Here is a 20,839-nt window from a genome sequence, read left to right as displayed (position 1 = left end):
ATAAGCACCTCTCAATGTTTCAAATACCATTCTAAAGAGTGAAGAATTATAAACTGAAGCGGTGCTGACTTTTATTTCCGGTTCGTTTAGGGGAGATTGAGGTTAATCGCATGTTTTTTAATAAACAGGCACAGTCAAGACCTCTCTCTATACTAAATATCAGGGGGAGAGAAATATGTATCTGCGTATCGACGGTAAAAGATGGCGTTATATCTGGATTGTGGGTGATGTGCACGGATGCCTGAGGCAACTGACTGAGCAATTACGCGAGCAGCACTTCGATCCCTGGCAGGATTTGTTAATTGCTGTGGGCGATCTCATCGACCGTGGTCCGGAGAGCCTCGCATGTCTGGAATTAATAAAAAAAACCCTGGTTCAGAACCGTGCGCGGCAACCATGAACAGATGGCGATGGAGGCACTTCAGAAAGGTGATGAAACCTTATGGCTTTTGAATGGTGGCAGTTGGTTTACAACGTTAAGTTCCGGGCATAAACAGCAGGCTGAGGCGCTCCTGCTCGACAGCGCATCGTGGCCGCTTATTATTGAACTGCATAGCCAGAGCGGCACTCATATTATTGCCCATGCTGACTACCCGGCACCACGTTATAAATGGCAACAGACAATCAACGAAGCGGCGGTATTGTGGAACCGGGAGCGGCTAACCCGGCATCTCGCCGGCAAGGGGGAGTTTATCTATGGTGCCGAACACTTCTGGTTCGGCCATACGCCGCTGAAACAGCGGCTTGATGTGGAAAACCAGCACTATATCGACACCGGAGCCGTATTTGGCGGCGCGCTGACGCTGGTGCGCGTGCAGTAGTTAAAAATCACTGTATTCCTGTGCGGGTTGCCAGAAACCATCAATGAAATCTTCAACCGGAAAGCATCCACCATAGCGCAGACGTTGAACGTCCATTGCCACCATGCACTGCTTCTCAGTGTTGAACACATCAACGACGATTTCGTCGCATCCACCATCCAGATAGCAAACAAAAAGAACCAGCGCGAACATTACATCCTCAGACCATGACAACCTGGACTAAGTGTAGGGGATGAACGGTGACAGGGGAAATGAAGCGGGTAAATAACCCGTCTTACGGACGGGTTCCCGATGAATCAGGCAAGGCGCATGATCCAGGTGTCAGATTGTTGATCGTAATGCTCGCGGTACAGTACAAAATGTTCGCCGTCAAGGATCGCCGGAATGCTGGTATCCGCGTCCCAGGCATCAAGTTGCATACAAAGATCCGGGTCGGATGAGCAGGGGATGCGCAAAGTACGTTCACCCTGAGTTTCGCCCTGCAACTCGGCATCATCGATTTCAAATGCGCCAATACGCACGCTGGTCTTCGTCATAATGCTCTCCGTTGATGGAAAAATGTGGTACGACCAGTAAAGCCGTCCACTTTTTAGCCTGGTACAACAAATGACAAGATGCCAGTCGAATCGTGCGTTTTTTCTACGACTCATCCGGGGCGGCAAACAAACGACCATCGCGTACCAGTTCACGCGGATAGCTGTTTTTAAGCCGGGAACCGATTTTTTTCGCCAGCCCCAAAGGCTGATGCTGATAGGTTACGAGCACGTCATCCTGCGCCAAAGCCGCGTGTGGATAGAGATCGCGCCCACGGTACCACTCCTGCGCTTCCGTGAGCGATAGCTCAAAGGCTGAAGGATGAGTGACATCGGCCAGCGCAACAATGGCCTCGTGCTGCCAGCGAAAACCTTTATTATGGGTTTCGGCAAGTTTCAGGCCGATACGTGAAAAACGGACTTTTCCGAGCAGAGCATCGATGGCTTTCGGGAATAACCAAATCTCTTTATCGCGTTGCCAGAGCTGTAATTCGTCCTCCCAGCGAAGGCCAACAGCGGCAGCGGCGGCTATCATCTGGCTGGATTCACGCGGTTTTACGCGAGTAAACGGAAAGTTACCCACTTTGTACTGCGGCGTGGGAAGCGGGGTGACAGCGGCGCGTTTACGTAGCTGGGCAACAAAAAAACCTTCGCAGTCATAGGTTTGAGGAAAGACATGCAGAAAGCCTTCAGCGGTTAATGCTTTCCCGGCTCCGCAAAACAGGTCCCCCAGCGGCACAAACTCGACTGCGTCAGGATACTGCTGCAAAAGCCAGTGGCAGACAGCTTCGTTCTCGTCCCGGTTCAGAGTGCAGGTTGAGTAGACTAAGGTTCCACCAGGGCGTAGCGCGTGAAAAGCACTGTCGATAAGTTCCCGTTGCGTGGCAGCAATCTCAAGATTACTGGCATGAGACCAGTTTTTCAGGGCATCCGGATCTTTGCGCACTACACCTTCGCCGGAGCAGGGAGCATCGAGCAGAATGGCGTCAAAAGCCTCGGGCAACGCCGGGCCAAAGACGCGGCCATCAAAATGGGTCAGGGCAACGTTAGTAATCCCACAGCGGCTGATGTTAGCGTGCAATACCTTCACACGACTGGCAGAGTATTCATTGGCCAGAATCACGCCGCTATTACCCATGCGCGCTGCAATCTGGGTGGTTTTTGATCCTGGTGCTGCGGCAACGTCCATGACCCGCTCCGGCAGTTCGCCATCGGCGAATAGCGCGCTTACCGGCAGCATGGAACTGGCTTCCTGAATGTAGAACAGCCCGCTGAGATGTTCTGCGGTACTGCCTAAGGGCAGGGCGTCCTCATCTTCCCGCTCGATCCAGAAGCCCTCGTCGCACCAGGGAACCGGCGTAAGGTGCCACTGGTAAGGGGCAACAAGCGCCAGAAAGCGCTCAACAGAAATTTTGAGAGTATTGACACGAATACTCCGACGCAACGGGCGCTGGCAGGCAGCGATAAAGTCGTCAAAGGAGAGGCTGGCAGGCATGGCGTCACGCATTTGAGCCAGGAAGTCATCAGGGAGATATACAGCGTTTTGAGCCACGAGGAATACCACAGGAATCGAAGAGGCGCGCAGTGTAACACACTCGCTCCGGCGCAGGCACGCCGGAGCAAAGCGTTAATTAGCGGGGCAGTGCGGTCCCCCACTGCCGCCACTCTTTCGGTTCGCTTTCCTGCAACAGGAAGTGTTTGTCCGGTTGCGCTTTTGGCGCAAGCGGCACGCCAGGCGGAGTAGCAAAGGCCACGCCACCGCGAATGAACTGGTTGAAGGTGCCGGTTTTAACCACGCCGCCTGTCAGACCAAAGTCCAGGGAATAACCTGACGCCAGCCAGAAGACGGAGTTGTTTCTCACCAGATGCTGATACCGCTTGCTGATGCGTAAACCGACCATCACTCTGTCAGACATGGAACCAAGCATTAACCCCGTCACGGTGCCAACCTCAATACCTCTGAAAAGCACCGGCGTGCCGATGTTCAGTGAACCAGCTTCAGGTGCCTCAACCACGATATTCAGGCCATCGAGATAACGTGAGTCAGTGATTGTCGCCTCCTGAATCTCAAACTCTCTGCGCGTCTCGCCATGACCGGGTTCGACATTGATATAGGGTTGCAAAATCGTATCAAGATTTTCGACGCCCGCAGCGGAGATTTGCGGTGTGACCACCGAGAAACGGGTGCCGTTACGGGCAAATTTCTGCACATACTCCGGATACAGCACGGCGGTTGCCTCTATTTCGCTCCGGTCGGTAATGAGCTGCAGATTAGAGATCTGCCCGATATCAATACCCAGATAACGAATCGGCATCCCGGCTGCGAGCTTGCCGGCATCGAAGGCATGCAGGGTTATCTGGCTACCTACCGCACGCGCCGTGGTTTCGGAGGCATAAAGAATACGCTTGTCGCCTTTGCGCGCACTGGCGCCGGCACCGCTAAGGTTATCGAAGCTGATGGCGCCTTTGATGGCGCGCGACAGCGGCGATGCCTGCACGGTCAGACCGCTACCGTTGAGCTGTACTTTCGCTCCCCCTTCAGCCCAGAACACACTGTTGTTGGTCAACAGTGAGCGATACTCGGGTTTGATATGAACTTCAATATCGAAGGCATTTGCGCGAGGGCGAACGGTAATGATTTCGCCGACCTGAAACTTACGATAAAGCACAACAGAACCGGCCTGAACATCAGGCAGCGTATCGGCGGTCAGCGTGAGGGTCGTGGTCGGCAGATCGCTGAGGCTGTTTTCCAGAGCCTTATCGAGATTAGCGAAGAGCGGGTAGTCAGGCTTCATATCGCCTTTGGTGCCAGGCAATATACGAATACCCCCGCTGAGCCACTCATTCGCGCTGGCGGCTAGAAACTCAACGCCGTCCAGGCCTACTTTGACGTCGACCCGGCTGTTTACCACAAACTTACTGTCACCCTTCACCAGGTCGCGATACTGCGGGTCGATGGCGATAGCAAAGGAGACGCCTTTGTTGGTGAGATCGCGATCAAGTACCTGACCTACCTGTACGCCATGCAACACCAGAGGTTGCCCGGCATCGATACCATAACTTTCGGGGGCCTTAAGCGTCAGGGTTACGACGCCTGGTTCCTGTAACAGCGTTTTATCCGAAGGCAACACCACAAAATGATTTCGCGGCTGGCCTTCGCCTGGCACCAGTTCCAGCGTGGTACCCGTCAGGAGTGAACTGACGCTGGCATTGTTTAACGAAAGTTTAGGGCTGCGCATTTCGATTCGCGTATTGTCGCGAAGCAGATTAACAATGCCCGGATCGACCGTCATCTCACCGGTAACGGTGCCGCCCGGGTCGAGGTTGATTTTGGTCAGCTCACCCACTTCCAGCCCCTGGTACATTAGCGCGGTAGAGCCTGCCTTAAGGCCTTTCCCGTCGGGTAAATCCAGCTTAACCAGCACCCCGCGCTGACTATGGGCGAGGTCTTCATAGAGGCCAAATTCATCATCCTGATCGGCATGGGCAGAGCCTTCCGGGGAGTCAAATGCAATAGCGCCATTGACCAGTGCCGCTAGGCTTTCAAGTTTTACTTTCGCTCCGCTCAGGCTCAGATCAGCATCCACACCGGAGACGTTCCAGAAACGGCTCCCTTTTTTGATAAGGTTGGTAAAGCGTCTTTCGATAAGTACATCAATGGTCACGCCCTGTTTATTGGCATTAATCGAGTAATCGTAAACGCGACCGACCGGGATTTTGCGAAAATAAACCAGCGACCCGCTGTTAAGGGAACCGAGATCGGGAGCATGAAGGTGAATCATTAACTCGCCGTTATTGAGCCGATATTTGGGCTGGGTATCCAGCGCAACAAAATGCTCCTGCGGTTCACCTTTGCCTGGCATCATGCCGATGTAGTTGCCGCCGACCAGCGCATCCAGCCCGGAAACGCCAGCCAGTGAGGCTTTTGGCGTGACCAGCCAGAACTGCGTTTCATTACGCAACGCATCTTTCATATTGGATTTAATGCTGGCGCGTACCTCGATCTTTTTCAGATCTTCGCTCAGGCGAATGTCCTCAACTGTACCCACTTCCACACCCTGATAGCGAACGGGCGTGCGGCCAACAACGATCCCGTCTGCCGACATAAAATCGATTGTGATGGTATTGCCGCGATCTTCATAACTGTTCCAGATGAGCCAGCCGGCAATGAGCAGTGCAAGAACCGGCAGAATCCAGAAAGGCGAAATGCGACGTTTGGTTTTAATGCGCGCTTCTGTCGGCGAAGCGGGGGTTTCCTGACTCATGTGCATCCCAAAGTAAGCGGCTGTCCAGCCATTCCACAGCAAGAATAGTCAATATTACCGCTGCGCCGAAGTAAAACGCAGCGGGTCCCATAGTAAATGCAAGCAATTGATCGCGATTAATCAGTGACATCGTTAGCGAGATGACGAACAAATCAAGCATGGACCAGCGACCAATCCATGTGACGATACGTAACATGGTGAGGCGCGCGCGCAACCCCTCCTCAAACTTAAAGTGGATGCTAAGCAGCAGTGTAATCATCACAATAACTTTGGTAAATGGCACCAGAATACTGGCGATAAATACCACGGCAGCGACGGCGATATTGCTTTCGGCAAGCGAGATAATGCCCGACATAATCGTGTCCTGTTGACGGGCACCGTTTATATAAATCACGGATATGGGCAACAGGTTGGCCGGAAAGAGAAAAATCATCGAGGCGATGAGTGCAGCCCAGCTTTTTTGCACACTTTGACGGCGGCGAACGCGTAAAGGAATGTGGCAGCGGGGACAACGGCCTCGCGGGTCGGGAAAGCCGGTAAAATGGCATCCCAGGCAGACCCGTAGTTTCTCATCAGGGCGCCGGGCGGGACGCTGGGGATAGAAACGCTCCCAAAGTTGCTCAACGTTAAGGTGAATAATGGTCATGATGCTGAGAATGACCAGCGCGATGAACGCAATCAGACCGATGCCAGGACGCAGGTAAGCGTAATCCTGCACTTTAATGGAGGCGACACCGATGCCGACGAGGTAGATATCCAGCATGACCCACTCTTTCAGCTTCTCCAGCATGAGTAAAATGGGTCTAAGATTCATGCCGAGAATGTTTCCCAGCCATAGATAGGCAATCGCCGCGACCAGAATGAGCGGGGCGCCTACTGCACAAAACAGCACCATAGCTGCGGTTAAGGGGTCGCCCTGGGCTACAATTTGCCAAATGCCTTGCAGCACGTCTGCGTCAATACGCACGCCAAGCAAATAGAGATGTAGCAGTGGTTCGCTCCATGCAAAGGGCATTAATAGCAGCATGGTGATCGCCATGGCGGCCAGACGAGTCAATGACCAGTCCCGCCCGTCACGGATTTTGGCGTCACAGCGCGGGCAAAAGGCGCTTTGGTGCGATTTCATCACCGGCAATGCAAAAAGCGTATCGCATTGCGGGCATCGCTGATAGTGTGCGCGTGGCAATGGGTCGCCAATGGCATGGACGGCCATCTTTTTAGCAGGCGTTATCTGTCGGTTTTTAAGGGCCATTGCAAGCAAATGATAAATTCAGGAATGCTACTATCTTAACTCATGATTGGAACTTCTTGAGCATCAACGCATTTAATGCTTATTTTAATAGGCTATGCAGTAAGACATCGCAAGACTTAAAGTGACTGGAAAATGAACAAAACAGAATTTTACGCGGATTTAAACCGTGATTTTCAGGCGTTAATGGCAGGAGAAACCAGTTTTCTGGCTACTCTGGCGAACACCAGCGCATTGCTGTTTGAGCGCTTGAGTGGCGTAAATTGGGCAGGATTTTACCTTCTTGAAGGCGATACGCTTGTTCTCGGGCCGTTTCAGGGCAAGCTGGCCTGCGTGCGTATCCCGGTTGGTCGGGGTGTATGTGGTACGGCAGTTGCGCAAAACCAGGTGCAGCGTGTGGAAGATGTGCATCAGTTTGATGGTCATATCGCCTGCGATGCCGCCAGTAATTCCGAAATCGTTTTACCAATTACGGTGAATAATAGAATTATTGGCGTACTGGATATCGACAGCGTTGAATATTCTCGTTTTACTCATGAGGATGAAAGTGGTTTACGTGAGCTGGTTTCACACCTTCAAAACGTTCTCGAAAACACCGATCACAAAAAATTCTTTACGGACGTCGCAGGATAATCAACGGATAACGTAGCAATTACTGATAGCGTCATTATAATGACGCCTGTTCATGCCTGCGCTTGTTGGCAACGTCCGTTGTAATCAGGAAATTTCATGGAAAATCAACCTAAGTTGAATAGCAGTAAAGAAGTTATCGCGTTTCTGGCCGAACGTTTTCCTCACTGTTTCAGTGCAGAAGGCGAAGCGCGTCCCCTGAAAATTGGTATTTTTCAGGACCTTGTTGAACGTGTTGAAGGTGAGATGAGCCTCAGCAAAACTCAGCTTCGTTCAGCCTTACGCCTTTATACATCAAGCTGGCGCTATCTCTACGGTATCAAAGCTGGCGCGATCCGTGTTGATCTCGACGGTAATGACTGTGGTGCGCTGGATGAGCAACATGTCGAACATGCGCGTAAGCAGCTTGAAGAAGCGAAGGCTCGTGTTCAGGCACAGCGCGCAGAACAACAAGCGAAAAAACGTGAAGCTGCTGCTGCCGCCGGAGAGACAGAAGAAGCGCCGCGCCGTGAGCGTAAACCGCGTCCAGCGCCCCGTCGTAAAGAGGGTGGTGAGCAAAAAGCGCGCGCTGATAAACCTGCAGCAAAACCCCAACGCGCACCTAAAGAAGAGCGTCACACTCCAGTTTCAGACTTATCTGTACTGAGCGTAGGCCAGAGCCTGAAGGTAAAAGCGGGTAATAATGCGATGGACGCTACCGTAACGGAAATCACCAAAGATGGCGTTCGCGTACAGCTTACTTCGGGTATGTCGATGATTGTACGCGCAGAACATTTGATGTTCTGAAACGGAGGCCTGGCCTGGCATGAACACTTTGTTTAAGCGCACCGCGTTGGCTGGCCTGTTGTTAATAACAGGCCAGGTATTCGCAGCAGAAGATATTACGCGTGCCGATCAGATTCCCGTATTAAAGGAAGAGACGCAGCACGCCACGGTCAGCGAACGGGTAACGTCACGTTTTACGCGTTCGCATTACCGCCAGTTCGATTTGGATCAGGCTTTTTCGGCCAAAATATTCGCCCGCTATTTGAATCTTCTCGATTACAGTCACAATGTGCTGTTAGCCAGCGATGTTGAACAGTTTGCGCAGAAAAAAACGCTGCTTGGTGACGAGTTGCGTAGCGGAAAACTGGATGTCTTTTACGATCTTTATAATCTTGCTCAAAAACGCCGTTTTGAACGTTACCAGTACGCGCTAAAAGTGCTGGAGCGGCCAATGGATTTCTCGGGTAATGATGTTTTTAACCTTGACCGCAGTAAAGCGCCCTGGCCAAAAGATGAGGCTGAGCTGAATGCGTTATGGGACAGCAAGGTTAAATACGATCAGTTAAGCCTTAAGTTAACAGGCAAGAACGATCAGGAAATACGTGAAACCCTGACTCGTCGCTATAAATTTGCGATTCGTCGTCTGGCACAAACCAACAGTGAAGATGTGTTTTCGCTGGCAATGACTTCATTTGCCCGTGAAATCGATCCGCATACTAACTACTTATCGCCGCGTAATACCGAACAGTTCAACACCGAGATGAGTCTGTCTCTGGAGGGGATTGGGGCGGTGCTGCAAATGGATGATGACTATACCGTCATCAATTCCATGGTTGCTGGTGGACCAGCCGCGAAGAGCAAAGCGATAAGCGTTGGCGACCGTATCGTGGGTGTGGGTCAGACAGGGCAAAACATGGTTGATGTGATCGGCTGGCGTCTTGATGACGTCGTTGCTCTCATCAAAGGGCCTAAAGGCAGCAAAGTACGTCTGGAGATCCTGCCTGCAGGAAAAGGGACCAAAACGCGCACCATTACCCTGACACGTGAACGTATTCGTCTGGAAGACCGCGCGGTTAAAATGTCCGTGAAAACCGTCGGTAAAGAGAAAGTTGGCGTACTCGATATTCCTGGCTTCTATGTCGGGCTGACTGACGACGTGAAAGTTCAGTTGCAGAAACTGGAAAAACAGAACGTAAGCAGCGTTGTGATTGACCTGCGTACCAACGGTGGTGGTGCGCTGACAGAGGCGGTTTCACTGTCGGGTCTGTTCATCCCTTCCGGTCCGGTCGTTCAGGTGCGTGATAACAACGGCAAAGTGCGCGAAGACAGCGACACTGATGGCGTGGTGTATTACAAAGGGCCGCTGGTCGTGCTGGTTGATCGCTTCAGTGCTTCTGCTTCAGAAATCTTCGCCGCTGCAATGCAGGATTATGGTCGGGCGCTGGTGGTAGGCGAGCCTACCTTCGGCAAAGGTACAGTACAGCAGTATCGTTCTCTGAATCGTATTTACGATCAGATGCTTCGACCTGAATGGCCAGCGCTGGGCTCCGTGCAGTACACGATTCAGAAGTTCTATCGCGTCAACGGCGGCAGTACGCAGCGTAAGGGTGTTACACCGGATATCATCATGCCGACGGGAACGCAGGAGACCGAAACGGGTGAGAAATTCGAAGACAACGCTCTGCCGTGGGACAGCATTAATGCAGCCAGCTTTACCCGCTCGGGTGATATGAAGCCGTTTGGACCCGCATTGCTGAAAAAACATGATGAACGTATCGCTAAAGATCCTGAGTTCCAGTACATCCTGAAGGACATTGCACGCTTCGATGCGCTGAAAGATAAACGTAATCAGGTCTCTTTGAACCTTGCACAGCGTGAGAAAGAGAATGCCGAAGACGATGCTATTCGTCTGGCGCGTCTTAACGATCGCTTCAAGCGCGAAGGTAAGCCGTCGCTGAAAAAACTGGACGACCTGCCGAAAGATTACAAAGAGCCAGATCCTTATCTTGATGAGACGGTTCACATCGCGATTGATCTCGCCGCGATGGAAAAAGATAACCCGGCAGCTCAGCCGGCCCCCGCGAAATAACTCCTTCCCAGGCACAAGAAATTGTGCCTGTTTTTTTAACAACAACAGCATCGCGTAAGCATGATGCTACAAAATGTAAAGTTGTGTCTTTCTGGTCACTTACGGCATTCTGATGCTTGAAAATAGCGTTATTACCCATACGATGTGGGTAATCGCATAGTGCGTTTTGTTAAACAGAGGTTAAAAGAAAATTATGATGCGAATCGCGCTCTTCCTGTTAACTAACCTGGCCGTGATGTTGGTGTTCGGCCTGGTGCTCAGTTTGACGGGTATTCGGTCGAGCAGCGTGCAGGGACTGCTGATAATGGCACTGCTGTTTGGTTTTGGCGGTTCGTTCATTTCGCTACTGATGTCGAAATGGATGGCGCTCAAATCGGTTGGCGGTGAAGTTATCGAACAACCACGCAATGATATGGAGCGCTGGCTGATGGATACCGTCGCTAACCAGTCCCGTCAGGCGGGCATTGCTATGCCACAGGTGGCTATCTACCATGCGCCTGATATCAATGCTTTCGCTACCGGCGCGCGGCGCGATGCATCCTTAGTCGCCGTAAGCACCGGGCTGCTGCAGAACATGAGTCGTGACGAGGCGGAAGCGGTTATCGCTCATGAGATCAGCCATATAGCCAATGGTGACATGGTCACCATGACGCTGATTCAGGGCGTGGTTAACACCTTTGTCATTTTCATCTCCCGCATCCTGGCGCAGATTGCAGCAGGCTTCATGGGGGGGAACCGCGATGAAGGTGAAGAGAGCAACGGTAATCCACTCATCTATTTTGTAGTCGCGACCGTGCTTGAGCTGGTATTCGGTATTCTGGCCAGCATTATTACCATGTGGTTCTCGCGTCACCGCGAATTCCATGCGGATGCCGGTTCTGCGAAACTTGTGGGTCGTGAGAAAATGATTGCTGCGCTGCAGCGATTAAAAACCAGTTACGAACCTCAGGAAGCGAGCACCATGATGGCCTTCTGCATCAATGGTAAATCTAAATCCCTGAGTGAGCTCTTTATGACTCACCCGCCACTGGATAAACGTATCGAAGCACTGCGTAGCGGTGAGTATCTGAAATAAGCGATGAGCAGGCTAAAAAAGCGCGTCTTTGACGCGCTTTTTTTTATACCCCACAACAGGCAGCAACACGTTTTTTAAGCGCCACTCATTCAAAGGCAGTGTGTTAAGCACTAATTCATCCTCTTACTGTCGGGTGAAAGGGCAAACCACGATTCCGGTTTTATATCGCAGATTTGTTACGAAGTCGGTAATCGTGCATTGCGACCGACTGGTGAGAAATTTATAATAAAAACCTATTCTAATTTTTATAAAACACTGGCGATGAGGTGAGTAATGGCAATCGCAGATTTGGATAAGCAGCCGGATTCTGTTTCTTCTGTATTAAAGGTATTTGGCATTCTGCAGGCGCTGGGCGAGGAACGCGAAATCGGCATCACCGAGCTGTCGCAGCGCGTTATGATGTCTAAAAGCACCGTTTATCGCTTTTTGCAGACGATGAAATCACTGGGATATGTCGCCCAGGAAGGTGAGTCTGAAAAGTATTCATTAACGCTTAAACTCTTCGAACTGGGCGCGCGGGCGCTGCAAAATGTGGATTTAATTCGCAGTGCGGACATCCAGATGCGTGAGCTTTCTCGTCTGACTAAAGAAACCATCCACCTGGGTGCGCTGGATGAAGACAGCATTGTCTACATCCATAAAATTGACTCTATGTATAACCTGCGCATGTACTCCAGAATTGGACGTCGTAACCCGCTTTACAGTACCGCGATTGGTAAAGTGCTTTTAGCCTGGCGTGAGCGTGATGAAGTGCGGCAAATCCTTGAAGGCGTGGAGTATAAACGTAGCACAGAGCGCACCATCACCAGCACTGAAGCGCTGCTGAGTATGCTTGATGTGGTTCGGGAGCAGGGCTATGGTGAAGATAACGAAGAACAGGAAGAGGGGTTGCGTTGCATCGGCGTCCCTGTTTTTGACCGTTTTGGCGTTGTCATTGCCGGTCTGAGTATTTCGTTCCCGACCCTGCGATTTTCCGAAGAGCGCCTGCATGAGTATGTTGAAATGCTTCATCAGGCAGCCCGCAAAATTTCAGAACAGATGGGTTACACGGCTTATCCCTTTTAATAGACAGGCGCCGCATATTTGCGGCGCTTTCTTAACCGTTATCGACGACTATTTCACTTTTTCGAAGAATCGGGCACTGAGTCAAACCGATGATCCCGCTGGATGAGTGCACATATTGCGCTGTACTCACGCCTCTCGCCGTCAGGTACTTGCACTGTAAACCCAGCCCCGCAGCATTTTCACTGCTGCCGATAAGCACACCGTAGCCGCTCAGTAAAATACCGACCCATACCAGCGCGAGTAAAATAATTGTACGAATAAGTGTTCGCATCGCTCTTCCTTGCTTGAAAATATTCTCTGGAAGGCTACCGTAATCACGGTGAGCCGCAAGTTGAGCATTCCTAAAAATCAACCTTACAGAGTTAGTCGCGGTTTAAGGTTGTCATGCTAACGTTATGACATTCGGGTAAGTATCGGAGAGTGGAGTGAGAAAATTTAGATGGCTGTTGCTGGTTGCCGTGCTGGCAATCTGCCTGCTGCTCTGGACTCAAACGCTAAATGTGATGTGCGATGAAGGTGTTCAGTTTTACAGCGGTATTTGCGTCATAAATAAATTTATCCCCTGGTAACTGCTTTTTTTCGTGAAGCGATACCCTTCTTTACCGCCAGTGGTAGAATACTGCGTTTTGGTTGAGGTGGTGAAATGAACGAAGTGATAAATTCTGGAGCGCTTAATTTTTCGGCGTTGATGGTTTCAGTAGTGGTATTGCTGGTCGGCCTGGTATTGTGGTTCTTCATTAACCGTGCCAGCTCGCGCACCAATGAGCACATTGAGCTGCTGGAAGCGATGCTCGATCAGCAAAAACGTCAGACTGCACTGTTACGTCGCTTATGTGAAGCGAATGAACCAGAGAAAGAGCAGCCCGTTGAGCAGCCTGGCAGCGCTAAAAGTAAAGACGATGAGTTCATTCGTCTGGTTGCCGAGCGCTGATTAGCCGAACAGTTGCTGATAAGGGGAGTGACATGGCACATAAAAATCCCTGGTTTAATGCTTCACTCCCTCATCATACTTCCGACGGCTTCAAGAACATGCGTCCCGGCGGCCATAAACCGGGTGACGTTAAGCGCTGGCGAAGGGAGCGTAAAGCCGCAGGACTTCCGCTGCCCCCCGCCGGTGGTTATGAGCAGTTTACTGCACGCTGGTGGCAGAAGGCGGAACTCGATCCCTTAGCAACAGAGGATAAAATCTGGTGGTTGGGTCACTCCACGATCCTTTTGCAGATACAAAACCGGTTTATTCTGACAGATCCTGTCTTATCGCAGCGCGCCTCACCGCTTTCCTTTGCTGGCCCCTTACGGCGTACGCCGCCAGCGTTGTCCGTCGACGAACTTCACTCCCTTGACGCTATTGTCATTTCACACAACCATTACGATCATCTGGATGATAAAACGATTCGGCAGCTGGTTGCGCGCTTTCCTGAGGTAACGATATTTGCCCCGCTTGGCCTGGGTAAATGGCTACAGCGTCGTGGGGCGAGGCAGGTGGTTGAACGTGACTGGTGGGAAGCGGAAACCTTTCATGGAATGACGTTTACAGCTGTACCTGCCCGGCACTGGAGTATGAGAACATTTTGGGATCGTAATGCATCGTTGTGGTGCGGCTGGGTTATTGAGCATTGCGGTCAGCGTTTTTGGTTTCCTGGCGACACCGGATACTCGTCCGATTTGCTACAAATCCCGCAGCGACTGGGGGACATTACTCTTGCTGCTTTGCCCATTGGGGCCTACGCGCCGCGCTGGTTTATGGCTTCTAATCATATGGATCCGCAGCAAGCTGTACATTTGTGGCGTCAACTTGGGCAACCCCGCGCATTTCCCATTCACTGGGGAGTATTTGAACTCGCGGATGAATCTTTAGATGAACCTGTAAACGAATTGCAAAACGCATTAAACGAAACGGTGACAGGGTTCTCAAATTTCAACATTCTCAAAATTGGTCAATATTTGACTTTGCAAGGTTAAAGCAGCACTTATTGATACTATTTTTTTATTTCTAATAATTAAAAGGTTGTTAATACCGTCGAAACGTTTTTATTGCCTTTTTATGAGGCGTTGTCATCAAGCATTCATTATTTTGGTGCAGTGGCTGAATTATTTGCACAAGAATTACTCGATAGTTAACAGTTGCATTTGGTTTACTACTGTTCAAGAAGTTCGCACACTTAACTCATCAGTATTAATGATAAAGCCACGCTTAAATCATACGAATGATATACGCTATATTTGAATAAATTTAAGTGCTTACATAGACTAACCTGACATGTTGCGCTATGGTTAGTTCGTGTGTTTTTTGCATACAGTGTGATGGAATCTGCTGAATCATTTAGCGTATAAGGTATTGCTTAAATGTGCATTACTTGGGCGAATACCCGTTAATTTGTGCGACGGATCCAGACATGTTTAAAAATGGCTTGCCATAATTAACGTTGTATGTGATAACACGTTTAGGGTCAAACGAGGTACAGTTCTGTTTATGTGTGGCATTTTCAGTAAAGAAGTCCTGAGTAAACACGTTTTCGTTGAATACCGCTTCTCTGCCGAACCTTATATTAGTGCCTCAAGCAGTAATGTCTCAGTTTTATCTCAGTGAATGCCTGCGGGCAAAGTATATACATTAAGGAATATTGCAAATGGCAAAGATTAAAGGTCAAGTGAAGTGGTTCAACGAGTCTAAAGGCTTCGGTTTCATTACTCCTGCTGATGGCAGCAAAGACGTGTTCGTACACTTCTCTGCAATTCAGGGTAATGGCTTCAAAACCCTGGCTGAAGGTCAGAACGTTGAGTTTGAAATTCAGGATGGCCAGAAAGGCCCGGCTGCTGTAAACGTAACAGCCATCTGATTTCAAAACCACTGATCCTGAAACGCCAGCGGCGTATCAATGTCAGCGGAAAGCCTCGCACTTGTGCGGGGCTTTTTAATTTCTGCTCCGCATTCCCCGCGGGCAGGAATGGCGGTACACTTTGGCCCTTTTTCGAGTTCCGGAGTTGTTATGCCCTTCAGTTGCCCACTCTGCCACGCGCCTTTGCATCGTTCAGTAAACAGTTTTTCCTGCGTAAACCGCCATCAGTTTGATATTGCAAAAGAAGGGTATGTAAATTTACTGCCTGTACAGCATAAGCGTTCCCGCGATCCGGGCGACAGCGCAGAAATGATGCAGGCCAGGCGTGCTTTTCTTGATGCCGGCCATTATCAGCCACTCCGTGACGCCATCGCAGCAAAGCTTGATAAATTTCTGCCGGAGTGCGCGGAAGCTTTACTCGATATCGGCTGCGGGGAAGGGTACTACACCCGTGCTTTTGCGAGTGTGGCGGCCAGCAGAGGGGCGAAAATGGTTGGGCTTGACGTCTCAAAGGCTGCTATTCGCGCGGCGGCAAAACGTTATCCCGAAGCAATGTTCTGTGTGGCTTCCAGCCATCGTCTTCCCTTTAAGGAAAGCAGCATTGATGCGGTAGTAAGGATTTATGCGCCCTGTAAAGCAGAAGAGTTAAAACGGGTTGTCAAACCAGAAGGTATTATCATCACTGCCTCGCCGGGACCCCGACATTTGTTAGCATTGAAGGGCCTGATTTATCAGGAAGTACAGTTACATGCTCCGGATGCGGGCGAGATTGAAGGTTTTGAGGTTATTGAACAGCAGTCAATTGCCTACGAGATGAGCCTCACCGGAAAAGAAGCCGTGGCATTACTGCAAATGACGCCTTTTGCCTGGCGTGCCAGACCAGAGGTGTGGGAGGCACTGGCTGGTAAAGCGCAGTTTACCTGCGAAACGGATTTTACCGTGCACTGCCTCAGACGTGTTGATTAAGGGGCGAAATGCCCCCACAGGATCTGTACACCAATTCCAATCAGTACAATCCCGCCCAGGATCTCGGCACGTTTACCCAACAGCGGGCCAATAAAGCGACCAATCATGATACCCAGTGTGGACATAAGCAGAGTGGCGCAACCGATGGCCAGGGCGGTAGTTATAATATTGACCTGAAGGAAAGCAAGCCCAACGCCAACAGCCATAGCGTCCAGGCTTGTGGCGATAGCAGTGGCAACCAGTAACCAAAAACCATGCCGACAGGGAGCGTGCAGGGGATCTTCACTTCCGGCACGGCAGCCTTCCAGCACCATTCTGCCGCCCAGAAAGACTAATAAGATAAACGCAATCCAGTGATTCCATTCAAGCACGAACTGACTGGCCAGCATGCCCATTCCCCAGCCAATGAGCGGGGTCAGCGTTTCGATAACCCCAAAAATGAGACCGGTACGCAGAGCTTCTGAAAACTTAGGCTTATGTAGCGTGGCACCCTTTCCTATGGAAGCAGCAAAAGCATCCATAGACATGCCAAAAGCGAGGAAAAGAGTAGCGGATAGATTCATGCGAGCGTCCTGACCGGGAATTCCATAAAACACACCACTGCCCCCAGTAAACAGCAGTGAATGTGTCTATGGTCTCGCCTGACTGAGAAGGATCAGTCCGTACGTGCCACGTTTTGCAACGAGTATGTTGACACGTACATTTCCGGGATAACAGAAATCGGCTACTCCCCAATGACGGGCGCAACCTTAACATATTTATTGAATATAAAACAACAACTGAAAGTTAATTCCGTGCTCCAGTTGATAACGATTTTCATTTGGTTTGAGTGGTGATTGTAATCTATATAGAGTGAAGAGGTTTTGGCACCTTTAATATAGCAATGGCTATATTGATGCCTAATAAATATACGGATATCTTTGATGAGGTTATTTTTATGTTATTGATGTTTCACAAGAACATGATAAACCTTCTCAAGGTCATCAATATTTTTCACCCGAATCAGCAAACGGCGCTGCTCTAATTGCATCACCAGCACCCCATCTTCCGATAAATTCATCTCTTTAATTCGGTCATATTTGATCCAGACAGAAGAATAATAAAAGCCGTGAGCTTTGAAGTGGATTTTGGGCACCTTGATCCAGAAGAGATAAATGGCCAGTAACGCCAGCGCACACAATAACCATGTGGTTAAGGTCGTACCGCCATTGACCGCATTGTTGTAGATAAGAATCACCAGCAAACCTACGAAAATGCTTGCATCCACACGACTGCGGCGTAGAAGAGGGAGGGTCAACAGGCTTTCACCATGACGTGCTGGCAGGATCAGTTCATCATAAATGGCGTAAGCCAGAAGGGCTGCAATAAACAGTACCAGAATGCTGTCCGTAAGCGTCATTGTTGCTCCTGAAAGTAAAAAACCGGGGCCAGGCCCCGGTTATAGCACAGTGGTTTACAGGCCTAACAGGCCCACGGCATAACCAGCGATACCAATGACGAAGAAGCCGACAATAATCCACAGCGGGTTAACTTTTTTACGCAACAGCCACATGCAGGCGAAAGTTAAAAGCAGTGGCACCAGACCTGGCATCAGTTGGTCAAGAATCGTCTGGACCGTCGTCACGTTCTGTTTGCCCGTCTGGTCGGTGATGCGCGACACGACAAGGGGAATATTGACGTGCGTCCATTTGTTAACCAGCGCCCCCATGACAAACAGCCCGAGAATAGAGGCCCCTTCCGTCAGTTTTTGCAGGAAGCCGCCACCCATGTCTTTAACGATATCGATCCCTTTGCGATAACCATAAGCCACGCCGTAATAACGGGTGGCAAGACGCACCAGATTAAACAGCACGAAGAAGAGCAGTGGACCAAGCAGGCTCCCGCTCATGGCGATACCGGCACCGAGGGCAGCAAAGACCGGACGTACGGTGCCCCAGAATATCGGGTCACCCACCCCTGCCAGTGGCCCCATCAGACCGACTTTAATACCGTTGATGGCGCCGTCGTCGATTTCGGCACCGTTGGCACGTTGTTCTTCCATCGCCAGCGTTACCCCAAGTACGGGCGCGGCAACATAGGGATGGGTATTGAAGAACTCCAGGTGGCGTTTAATCGCCTGACGACGCGCTTCATTGTTTTCCGGATAGAGGCGTTTTACCGCCGGTACCATGGAGAAGCAAAAACCTAACGCCTGCATACGTTCAAAGTTCCATGACCCCTGGAAGAGATTAGAACGGATGAACACGCTACGAATATCGCCCTGGGTCAGCTTTTTCTCAGGGGTAGTTTTAGTCATATCAACCATGTCGTTCACCTGTTAGTCCAGTTCATTATCAAGATCGTTGGAACCTGCAGCCTGCGCAGGGGCGGCTGAGCGATTATATTTCGGGCTAAGCTGAATATAGAGAACAGCCATCACTGCACCGATAACGCCCAACGCCACCAGGTTGAAGTTGGTGAACGCCGCGGTAACAAAACCCAGGTAGAAAAAGGGCATCAGGTAGCCTGCGCGCATCATGTTAATGACCATCGCGTAACCGACCACCACGATCATGCCACCGGCGATATTCAGACCGCTGGTGACCACTTCAGGGATGGCATTAAGCATGCCCTGAACTTCACTGGTACCTACAGAGATAGCAACGATAACCGCCGGAATGGCGATACGCATTGCCTGCAGGAAGAGTGAAGAGACATGGATCCAGGACAAGGCCGTAAGGTTGCCATTTTCGGCGGCTTTATCTGCGGCGTGCTGGAAGGCAACGGTAATAGTACGCACGATGATAGTCAGAACCTGACCAGCAGCGGCAAGTGGGATTGCCAGCGCGATGCCAGCGCCAATGCTCTGATGGCCTGCAATAACCAGCACGGTCGAGATAATGGAGGCCAGCGCGGCATCCGGTGCAACTGCAGCACCGATGTTCATCCAGCCCAGCGCAATCATTTCCAGCGTACCGCCGATGATAATGCCTGTTTTCATATCTCCCAGGACAATACCCACCAGCGTACAGGCCACTAACGGACGGTGAAACTGGAACTCGTCAAGCACCGATTCCATACCGGCAATACACGCCACGACAAACACCAGCACAATCTGAAGAGTGGTAATCTCCATTGTACTTCTCCTATGCTAAAACAAACGTATATGTGAAATCGCGTCAAAGAAAGCGCGTGATTACTTCGCCACTTTGCTGATCAAATCCATCATTTTCAGTTTCGGATCGTTAGAAACCTTGCGAACTTCCAGCTCAATGTTGCGTTCATTAAGCTTTTTGAACGCCTCAATGTCTTTTTCATCCACCGACACCGCATTATTCACCTGAGTTTTTCCCTGACGATACGCCATGCCTCCGATGTTAACGGACGTAATCTTCACCCCTTCCTCAACAATACGCAGCACATCTGTCGGATTAGTGAAGAGCAACATCACGCGCTCACCGGCATATTTCGGGTTGTTATAGACACGGATCATTTTGGCTACATCCACAACGTGCGCTGTTACGCCCGGAGGGGCTACCTGGGTCAGCAACGTTTTGCGTACATTATCGGCGGCGACCTCATCACTGATGACGATGATGCGCGTCACGTTGGTTTCTTTTGTCCAGCGCGTCGCGACCTGTCCGTGGATCAAACGGTCATCAATGCGTGCAAGACCAATGGTCATATAGTCATTTGGGCCCATAGGGCGGGCAGGAGCCGGTGCTTTAGGGGGAGCGGCAGGCACCGCTTTGGCGACCGGAGCCGCTTTCAGCGCTTTCACGCCTTCACGTCCGGTTTCAACCGCCACCGCGACCAGTTCGTCAAAATCGGGGTTGTCATCACGCGCCATTAAGGTTTCGACCAGCATGGGGATATTTACCCCGGCAACCACCTCATAATGTTCTTTGTCGACGACAATGCGGCTGGCGGCATTAAATGGGCTGCCGCCCCAGGTATCAACCAGAAACAGCACGCCCTGGTGGGTATCGAGTTTTGCCAGTTGAGCATTGTACTTTTCAATTAAGGTTTCGGCATTTTCCCCAGGAACGAAATCAATCCAACCCACATTCTCCTGCTCGCCTAATAACATTTCAGCGGTTTTGAGTAACTGTTCCGCAGCCCAACCATGTGTGCCTATCACAATAGCAATGGTCACTTGCTACCTCCTTCGTTTTTGTCGTTAACACACCTGTAAAAGGTCTGTTGAGAACCTCGCCATTCAGTGAATCGATTAATATAAGCGAGGAAAAACTAAGACTTCCGGGATTTATTTTAGACAGCGAAAAAATAATTTATGTGATGAAGATCCGTAATTTAGCTTAAGAACCGAAGAAGCCTCGCGGCGTGAAAAAGTCGTTAAATGCAAATTCAGGTAAATCTTTGCCAAAGACAAACTCTCTTTGATATGTTTACCTTCCGTTTAATATTTCAGGAGTAAAGGGCTGCAGCCCACCGTATGGACCGTCACCGACGTCAGTTAACCCTCTGGCAACCCATTGCCAACCATTTCTGTACTTCGACCCCCTTTAATGTCATCACGCCTGTGCGTTCACGCGCGCTGT

21 protein-coding genes, 2 pseudogenes and 1 riboswitch are annotated in these 20,839 nt (G+C 50.5%); of the genes and pseudogenes, 12 read left to right on the top strand and 11 right to left on the bottom strand.

The genetic code is table 11. The annotated features are described in order from the left end of the window. Nucleotides 1-175 precede the first annotated feature (175 nt). Nucleotides 176-821 (top strand): annotated as a pseudogene (gene pphA, locus M1D91_RS13370) (protein-serine/threonine phosphatase). Here the strand turns inward: pphA and M1D91_RS13365 are convergent. The 5 genes from M1D91_RS13365 to yebS form a co-directional block, all read right to left on the bottom strand. Then, a complete protein-coding gene (locus M1D91_RS13365) occupies nucleotides 822-1,013 on the bottom strand; it encodes a YdfD/YebW family protein (protein WP_437431604.1) in 192 nt (63 codons plus the stop codon). It lies immediately after the preceding pseudogene. Nucleotides 1,014-1,117: 104 nt separating this feature from the next. Then, entirely contained in the window at nucleotides 1,118-1,357 is a 240-nt protein-coding gene (locus tag M1D91_RS13360; protein ID WP_437431603.1) for a YebV family protein, read from the bottom strand. A gap of 103 nt (nucleotides 1,358-1,460) precedes the next feature. Then, nucleotides 1,461-2,906: a 16S rRNA (cytosine(1407)-C(5))-methyltransferase RsmF gene (rsmF, locus tag M1D91_RS13355; RefSeq protein ID WP_437431602.1), complete on the bottom strand. Its 1,446-nt coding sequence runs from the start codon at nucleotides 2,904-2,906 to the stop codon at nucleotides 1,461-1,463. Between the two features lie 79 nt (nucleotides 2,907-2,985). Continuing rightward, the gene (locus M1D91_RS13350; protein ID WP_437431601.1) at nucleotides 2,986-5,619 is read right to left on the bottom strand and encodes a PqiB family protein; all 2,634 of its coding nucleotides are present in this window, start codon (nucleotides 5,617-5,619) and stop codon (nucleotides 2,986-2,988) included. After that, nucleotides 5,576-6,871, bottom strand: coding sequence for a membrane integrity lipid transport subunit YebS (yebS, locus tag M1D91_RS13345; protein ID WP_437431600.1), 1,296 nt, complete (start codon nucleotides 6,869-6,871; stop codon nucleotides 5,576-5,578). Before yebS ends, M1D91_RS13350 begins: the two co-directional genes overlap by 44 nt. A gap of 132 nt (nucleotides 6,872-7,003) precedes the next feature. Here yebS and M1D91_RS13340 point away from each other — a divergent pair, with 132 nt between their 5' ends. From M1D91_RS13340 to kdgR, 5 genes are all read left to right on the top strand, one after another. Continuing rightward, nucleotides 7,004-7,501 (top strand): GAF domain-containing protein, encoded by a 498-nt coding sequence (locus M1D91_RS13340; RefSeq protein ID WP_437431599.1) that lies wholly within the window; start codon nucleotides 7,004-7,006, stop codon nucleotides 7,499-7,501. Nucleotides 7,502-7,597: 96 nt separating this feature from the next. Further along, nucleotides 7,598-8,284, top strand: coding sequence for an RNA chaperone ProQ (gene proQ, locus M1D91_RS13335; RefSeq protein WP_437431598.1), 687 nt, complete (start codon nucleotides 7,598-7,600; stop codon nucleotides 8,282-8,284). Between the two features lie 19 nt (nucleotides 8,285-8,303). Continuing rightward, nucleotides 8,304-10,352 carry a carboxy terminal-processing peptidase gene (gene prc / locus M1D91_RS13330; RefSeq protein ID WP_437431597.1) on the top strand — a complete coding sequence of 683 codons (2,049 nt, stop codon included), beginning with the start codon at nucleotides 8,304-8,306 and terminating at the stop codon, nucleotides 10,350-10,352. 193 nt (nucleotides 10,353-10,545) lie between these two features. Next, nucleotides 10,546-11,427 (top strand): protease HtpX, encoded by an 882-nt coding sequence (gene htpX, locus M1D91_RS13325; RefSeq protein ID WP_437431596.1) that lies wholly within the window; start codon nucleotides 10,546-10,548, stop codon nucleotides 11,425-11,427. 273 nt (nucleotides 11,428-11,700) lie between these two features. Continuing rightward, a complete protein-coding gene (gene kdgR, locus M1D91_RS13320; protein WP_437431595.1) occupies nucleotides 11,701-12,492 on the top strand; it encodes a DNA-binding transcriptional regulator KdgR in 792 nt (263 codons plus the stop codon). 31 nt (nucleotides 12,493-12,523) lie between these two features. Here the strand turns inward: kdgR and M1D91_RS13315 are convergent, their stop codons facing one another. Then, complete coding sequence (locus tag M1D91_RS13315) at nucleotides 12,524-12,763, bottom strand: YobH family protein (RefSeq protein ID WP_437431594.1); 240 nt, start codon at nucleotides 12,761-12,763, stop codon at nucleotides 12,524-12,526. A 154-nt stretch (nucleotides 12,764-12,917) separates the two neighbouring features. On the opposite strand from M1D91_RS13315, the gene mgrB reads away from it, so the two are divergent. The 6 genes and pseudogenes from mgrB (at nucleotide 12,918) to rlmA (ending at nucleotide 16,298) form a co-directional block, all read left to right on the top strand. After that, nucleotides 12,918-13,061 carry a PhoP/PhoQ regulator MgrB gene (gene mgrB / locus M1D91_RS13310; RefSeq protein ID WP_437431593.1) on the top strand — a complete coding sequence of 48 codons (144 nt, stop codon included), beginning with the start codon at nucleotides 12,918-12,920 and terminating at the stop codon, nucleotides 13,059-13,061. A gap of 74 nt (nucleotides 13,062-13,135) precedes the next feature. Continuing rightward, complete coding sequence (locus M1D91_RS13305; protein WP_437431592.1) at nucleotides 13,136-13,423, top strand: YebO family protein; 288 nt, start codon at nucleotides 13,136-13,138, stop codon at nucleotides 13,421-13,423. A gap of 32 nt (nucleotides 13,424-13,455) precedes the next feature. After that, nucleotides 13,456-14,454: an MBL fold metallo-hydrolase gene (locus M1D91_RS13300; RefSeq protein ID WP_437431591.1), complete on the top strand. Its 999-nt coding sequence runs from the start codon at nucleotides 13,456-13,458 to the stop codon at nucleotides 14,452-14,454. A gap of 511 nt (nucleotides 14,455-14,965) precedes the next feature. Beyond that, nucleotides 14,966-15,110: pseudogene (locus M1D91_RS13295) on the top strand (DUF2627 domain-containing protein). Between the two features lie 12 nt (nucleotides 15,111-15,122). Then, a complete protein-coding gene (cspE, locus tag M1D91_RS13290; RefSeq protein WP_001062678.1) occupies nucleotides 15,123-15,332 on the top strand; it encodes a transcription antiterminator/RNA stability regulator CspE in 210 nt (69 codons plus the stop codon). Nucleotides 15,333-15,482: 150 nt separating this feature from the next. Beyond that, nucleotides 15,483-16,298 (top strand): 23S rRNA (guanine(745)-N(1))-methyltransferase, encoded by an 816-nt coding sequence (rlmA, locus tag M1D91_RS13285; protein WP_437431590.1) that lies wholly within the window; start codon nucleotides 15,483-15,485, stop codon nucleotides 16,296-16,298. Here the strand turns inward: rlmA and mntP are convergent. The 5 genes from mntP to manX all read right to left on the bottom strand — a co-directional run bounded on the left by mntP (nucleotide 16,295) and on the right by manX (nucleotide 20,433). After that, complete coding sequence (mntP, locus tag M1D91_RS13280; protein ID WP_437431589.1) at nucleotides 16,295-16,861, bottom strand: manganese efflux pump MntP; 567 nt, start codon at nucleotides 16,859-16,861, stop codon at nucleotides 16,295-16,297. The two genes, rlmA and mntP, sit on opposite strands and share 4 nt — an antisense overlap. A gap of 6 nt (nucleotides 16,862-16,867) precedes the next feature. Further along, nucleotides 16,868-17,043: riboswitch (yybP-ykoY riboswitch) on the bottom strand. A gap of 195 nt (nucleotides 17,044-17,238) precedes the next feature. Continuing rightward, entirely contained in the window at nucleotides 17,239-17,697 is a 459-nt protein-coding gene (locus M1D91_RS13275) for a DUF986 family protein (protein ID WP_437431588.1), read from the bottom strand. A 54-nt stretch (nucleotides 17,698-17,751) separates the two neighbouring features. After that, nucleotides 17,752-18,603: a PTS mannose transporter subunit IID gene (locus M1D91_RS13270; protein ID WP_437431587.1), complete on the bottom strand. Its 852-nt coding sequence runs from the start codon at nucleotides 18,601-18,603 to the stop codon at nucleotides 17,752-17,754. Nucleotides 18,604-18,615: 12 nt separating this feature from the next. Continuing rightward, nucleotides 18,616-19,413, bottom strand: a complete 798-nt coding sequence (gene manY, locus M1D91_RS13265) for a PTS mannose transporter subunit IIC (protein ID WP_437431586.1) — start codon at nucleotides 19,411-19,413, stop codon at nucleotides 18,616-18,618. 60 nt (nucleotides 19,414-19,473) lie between these two features. Continuing rightward, the gene (gene manX, locus M1D91_RS13260; protein ID WP_437431585.1) at nucleotides 19,474-20,433 is read right to left on the bottom strand and encodes a PTS mannose transporter subunit IIAB; all 960 of its coding nucleotides are present in this window, start codon (nucleotides 20,431-20,433) and stop codon (nucleotides 19,474-19,476) included. Between the last annotated feature and the right edge of the window lie 406 nt (nucleotides 20,434-20,839).

The organism is Enterobacter sp. SA197 (assembly GCF_054131575.1).
This window is presented reverse-complemented; position numbering and strand designations above follow the sequence as displayed.

Coding starts and splice junctions, on each gene's coding strand:
- manY (WP_437431586.1), bottom strand. CDS start 19,413: ATGGAGATTACCACTCTTCAGATTGTGCTGGTGTTTGTCGTGGCGTGT.
- M1D91_RS13305 (WP_437431592.1), top strand. CDS start 13,136: ATGAACGAAGTGATAAATTCTGGAGCGCTTAATTTTTCGGCGTTGATG.
- M1D91_RS13300 (WP_437431591.1), top strand. CDS start 13,456: ATGGCACATAAAAATCCCTGGTTTAATGCTTCACTCCCTCATCATACT.
- M1D91_RS13350 (WP_437431601.1), bottom strand. CDS start 5,619: ATGAGTCAGGAAACCCCCGCTTCGCCGACAGAAGCGCGCATTAAAACC.
- M1D91_RS13365 (WP_437431604.1), bottom strand. CDS start 1,013: ATGTTCGCGCTGGTTCTTTTTGTTTGCTATCTGGATGGTGGATGCGAC.
- M1D91_RS13340 (WP_437431599.1), top strand. CDS start 7,004: ATGAACAAAACAGAATTTTACGCGGATTTAAACCGTGATTTTCAGGCG.
- M1D91_RS13315 (WP_437431594.1), bottom strand. CDS start 12,763: ATGCGAACACTTATTCGTACAATTATTTTACTCGCGCTGGTATGGGTC.
- mntP (WP_437431589.1), bottom strand. CDS start 16,861: ATGAATCTATCCGCTACTCTTTTCCTCGCTTTTGGCATGTCTATGGAT.
- prc (WP_437431597.1), top strand. CDS start 8,304: ATGAACACTTTGTTTAAGCGCACCGCGTTGGCTGGCCTGTTGTTAATA.
- M1D91_RS13270 (WP_437431587.1), bottom strand. CDS start 18,603: ATGGTTGATATGACTAAAACTACCCCTGAGAAAAAGCTGACCCAGGGC.
- cspE (WP_001062678.1), top strand. CDS start 15,123: ATGGCAAAGATTAAAGGTCAAGTGAAGTGGTTCAACGAGTCTAAAGGC.
- htpX (WP_437431596.1), top strand. CDS start 10,546: ATGATGCGAATCGCGCTCTTCCTGTTAACTAACCTGGCCGTGATGTTG.
- M1D91_RS13275 (WP_437431588.1), bottom strand. CDS start 17,697: ATGACGCTTACGGACAGCATTCTGGTACTGTTTATTGCAGCCCTTCTG.
- M1D91_RS13360 (WP_437431603.1), bottom strand. CDS start 1,357: ATGACGAAGACCAGCGTGCGTATTGGCGCATTTGAAATCGATGATGCC.
- rlmA (WP_437431590.1), top strand. CDS start 15,483: ATGCCCTTCAGTTGCCCACTCTGCCACGCGCCTTTGCATCGTTCAGTA.
- kdgR (WP_437431595.1), top strand. CDS start 11,701: ATGGCAATCGCAGATTTGGATAAGCAGCCGGATTCTGTTTCTTCTGTA.
- proQ (WP_437431598.1), top strand. CDS start 7,598: ATGGAAAATCAACCTAAGTTGAATAGCAGTAAAGAAGTTATCGCGTTT.
- yebS (WP_437431600.1), bottom strand. CDS start 6,871: ATGGCCCTTAAAAACCGACAGATAACGCCTGCTAAAAAGATGGCCGTC.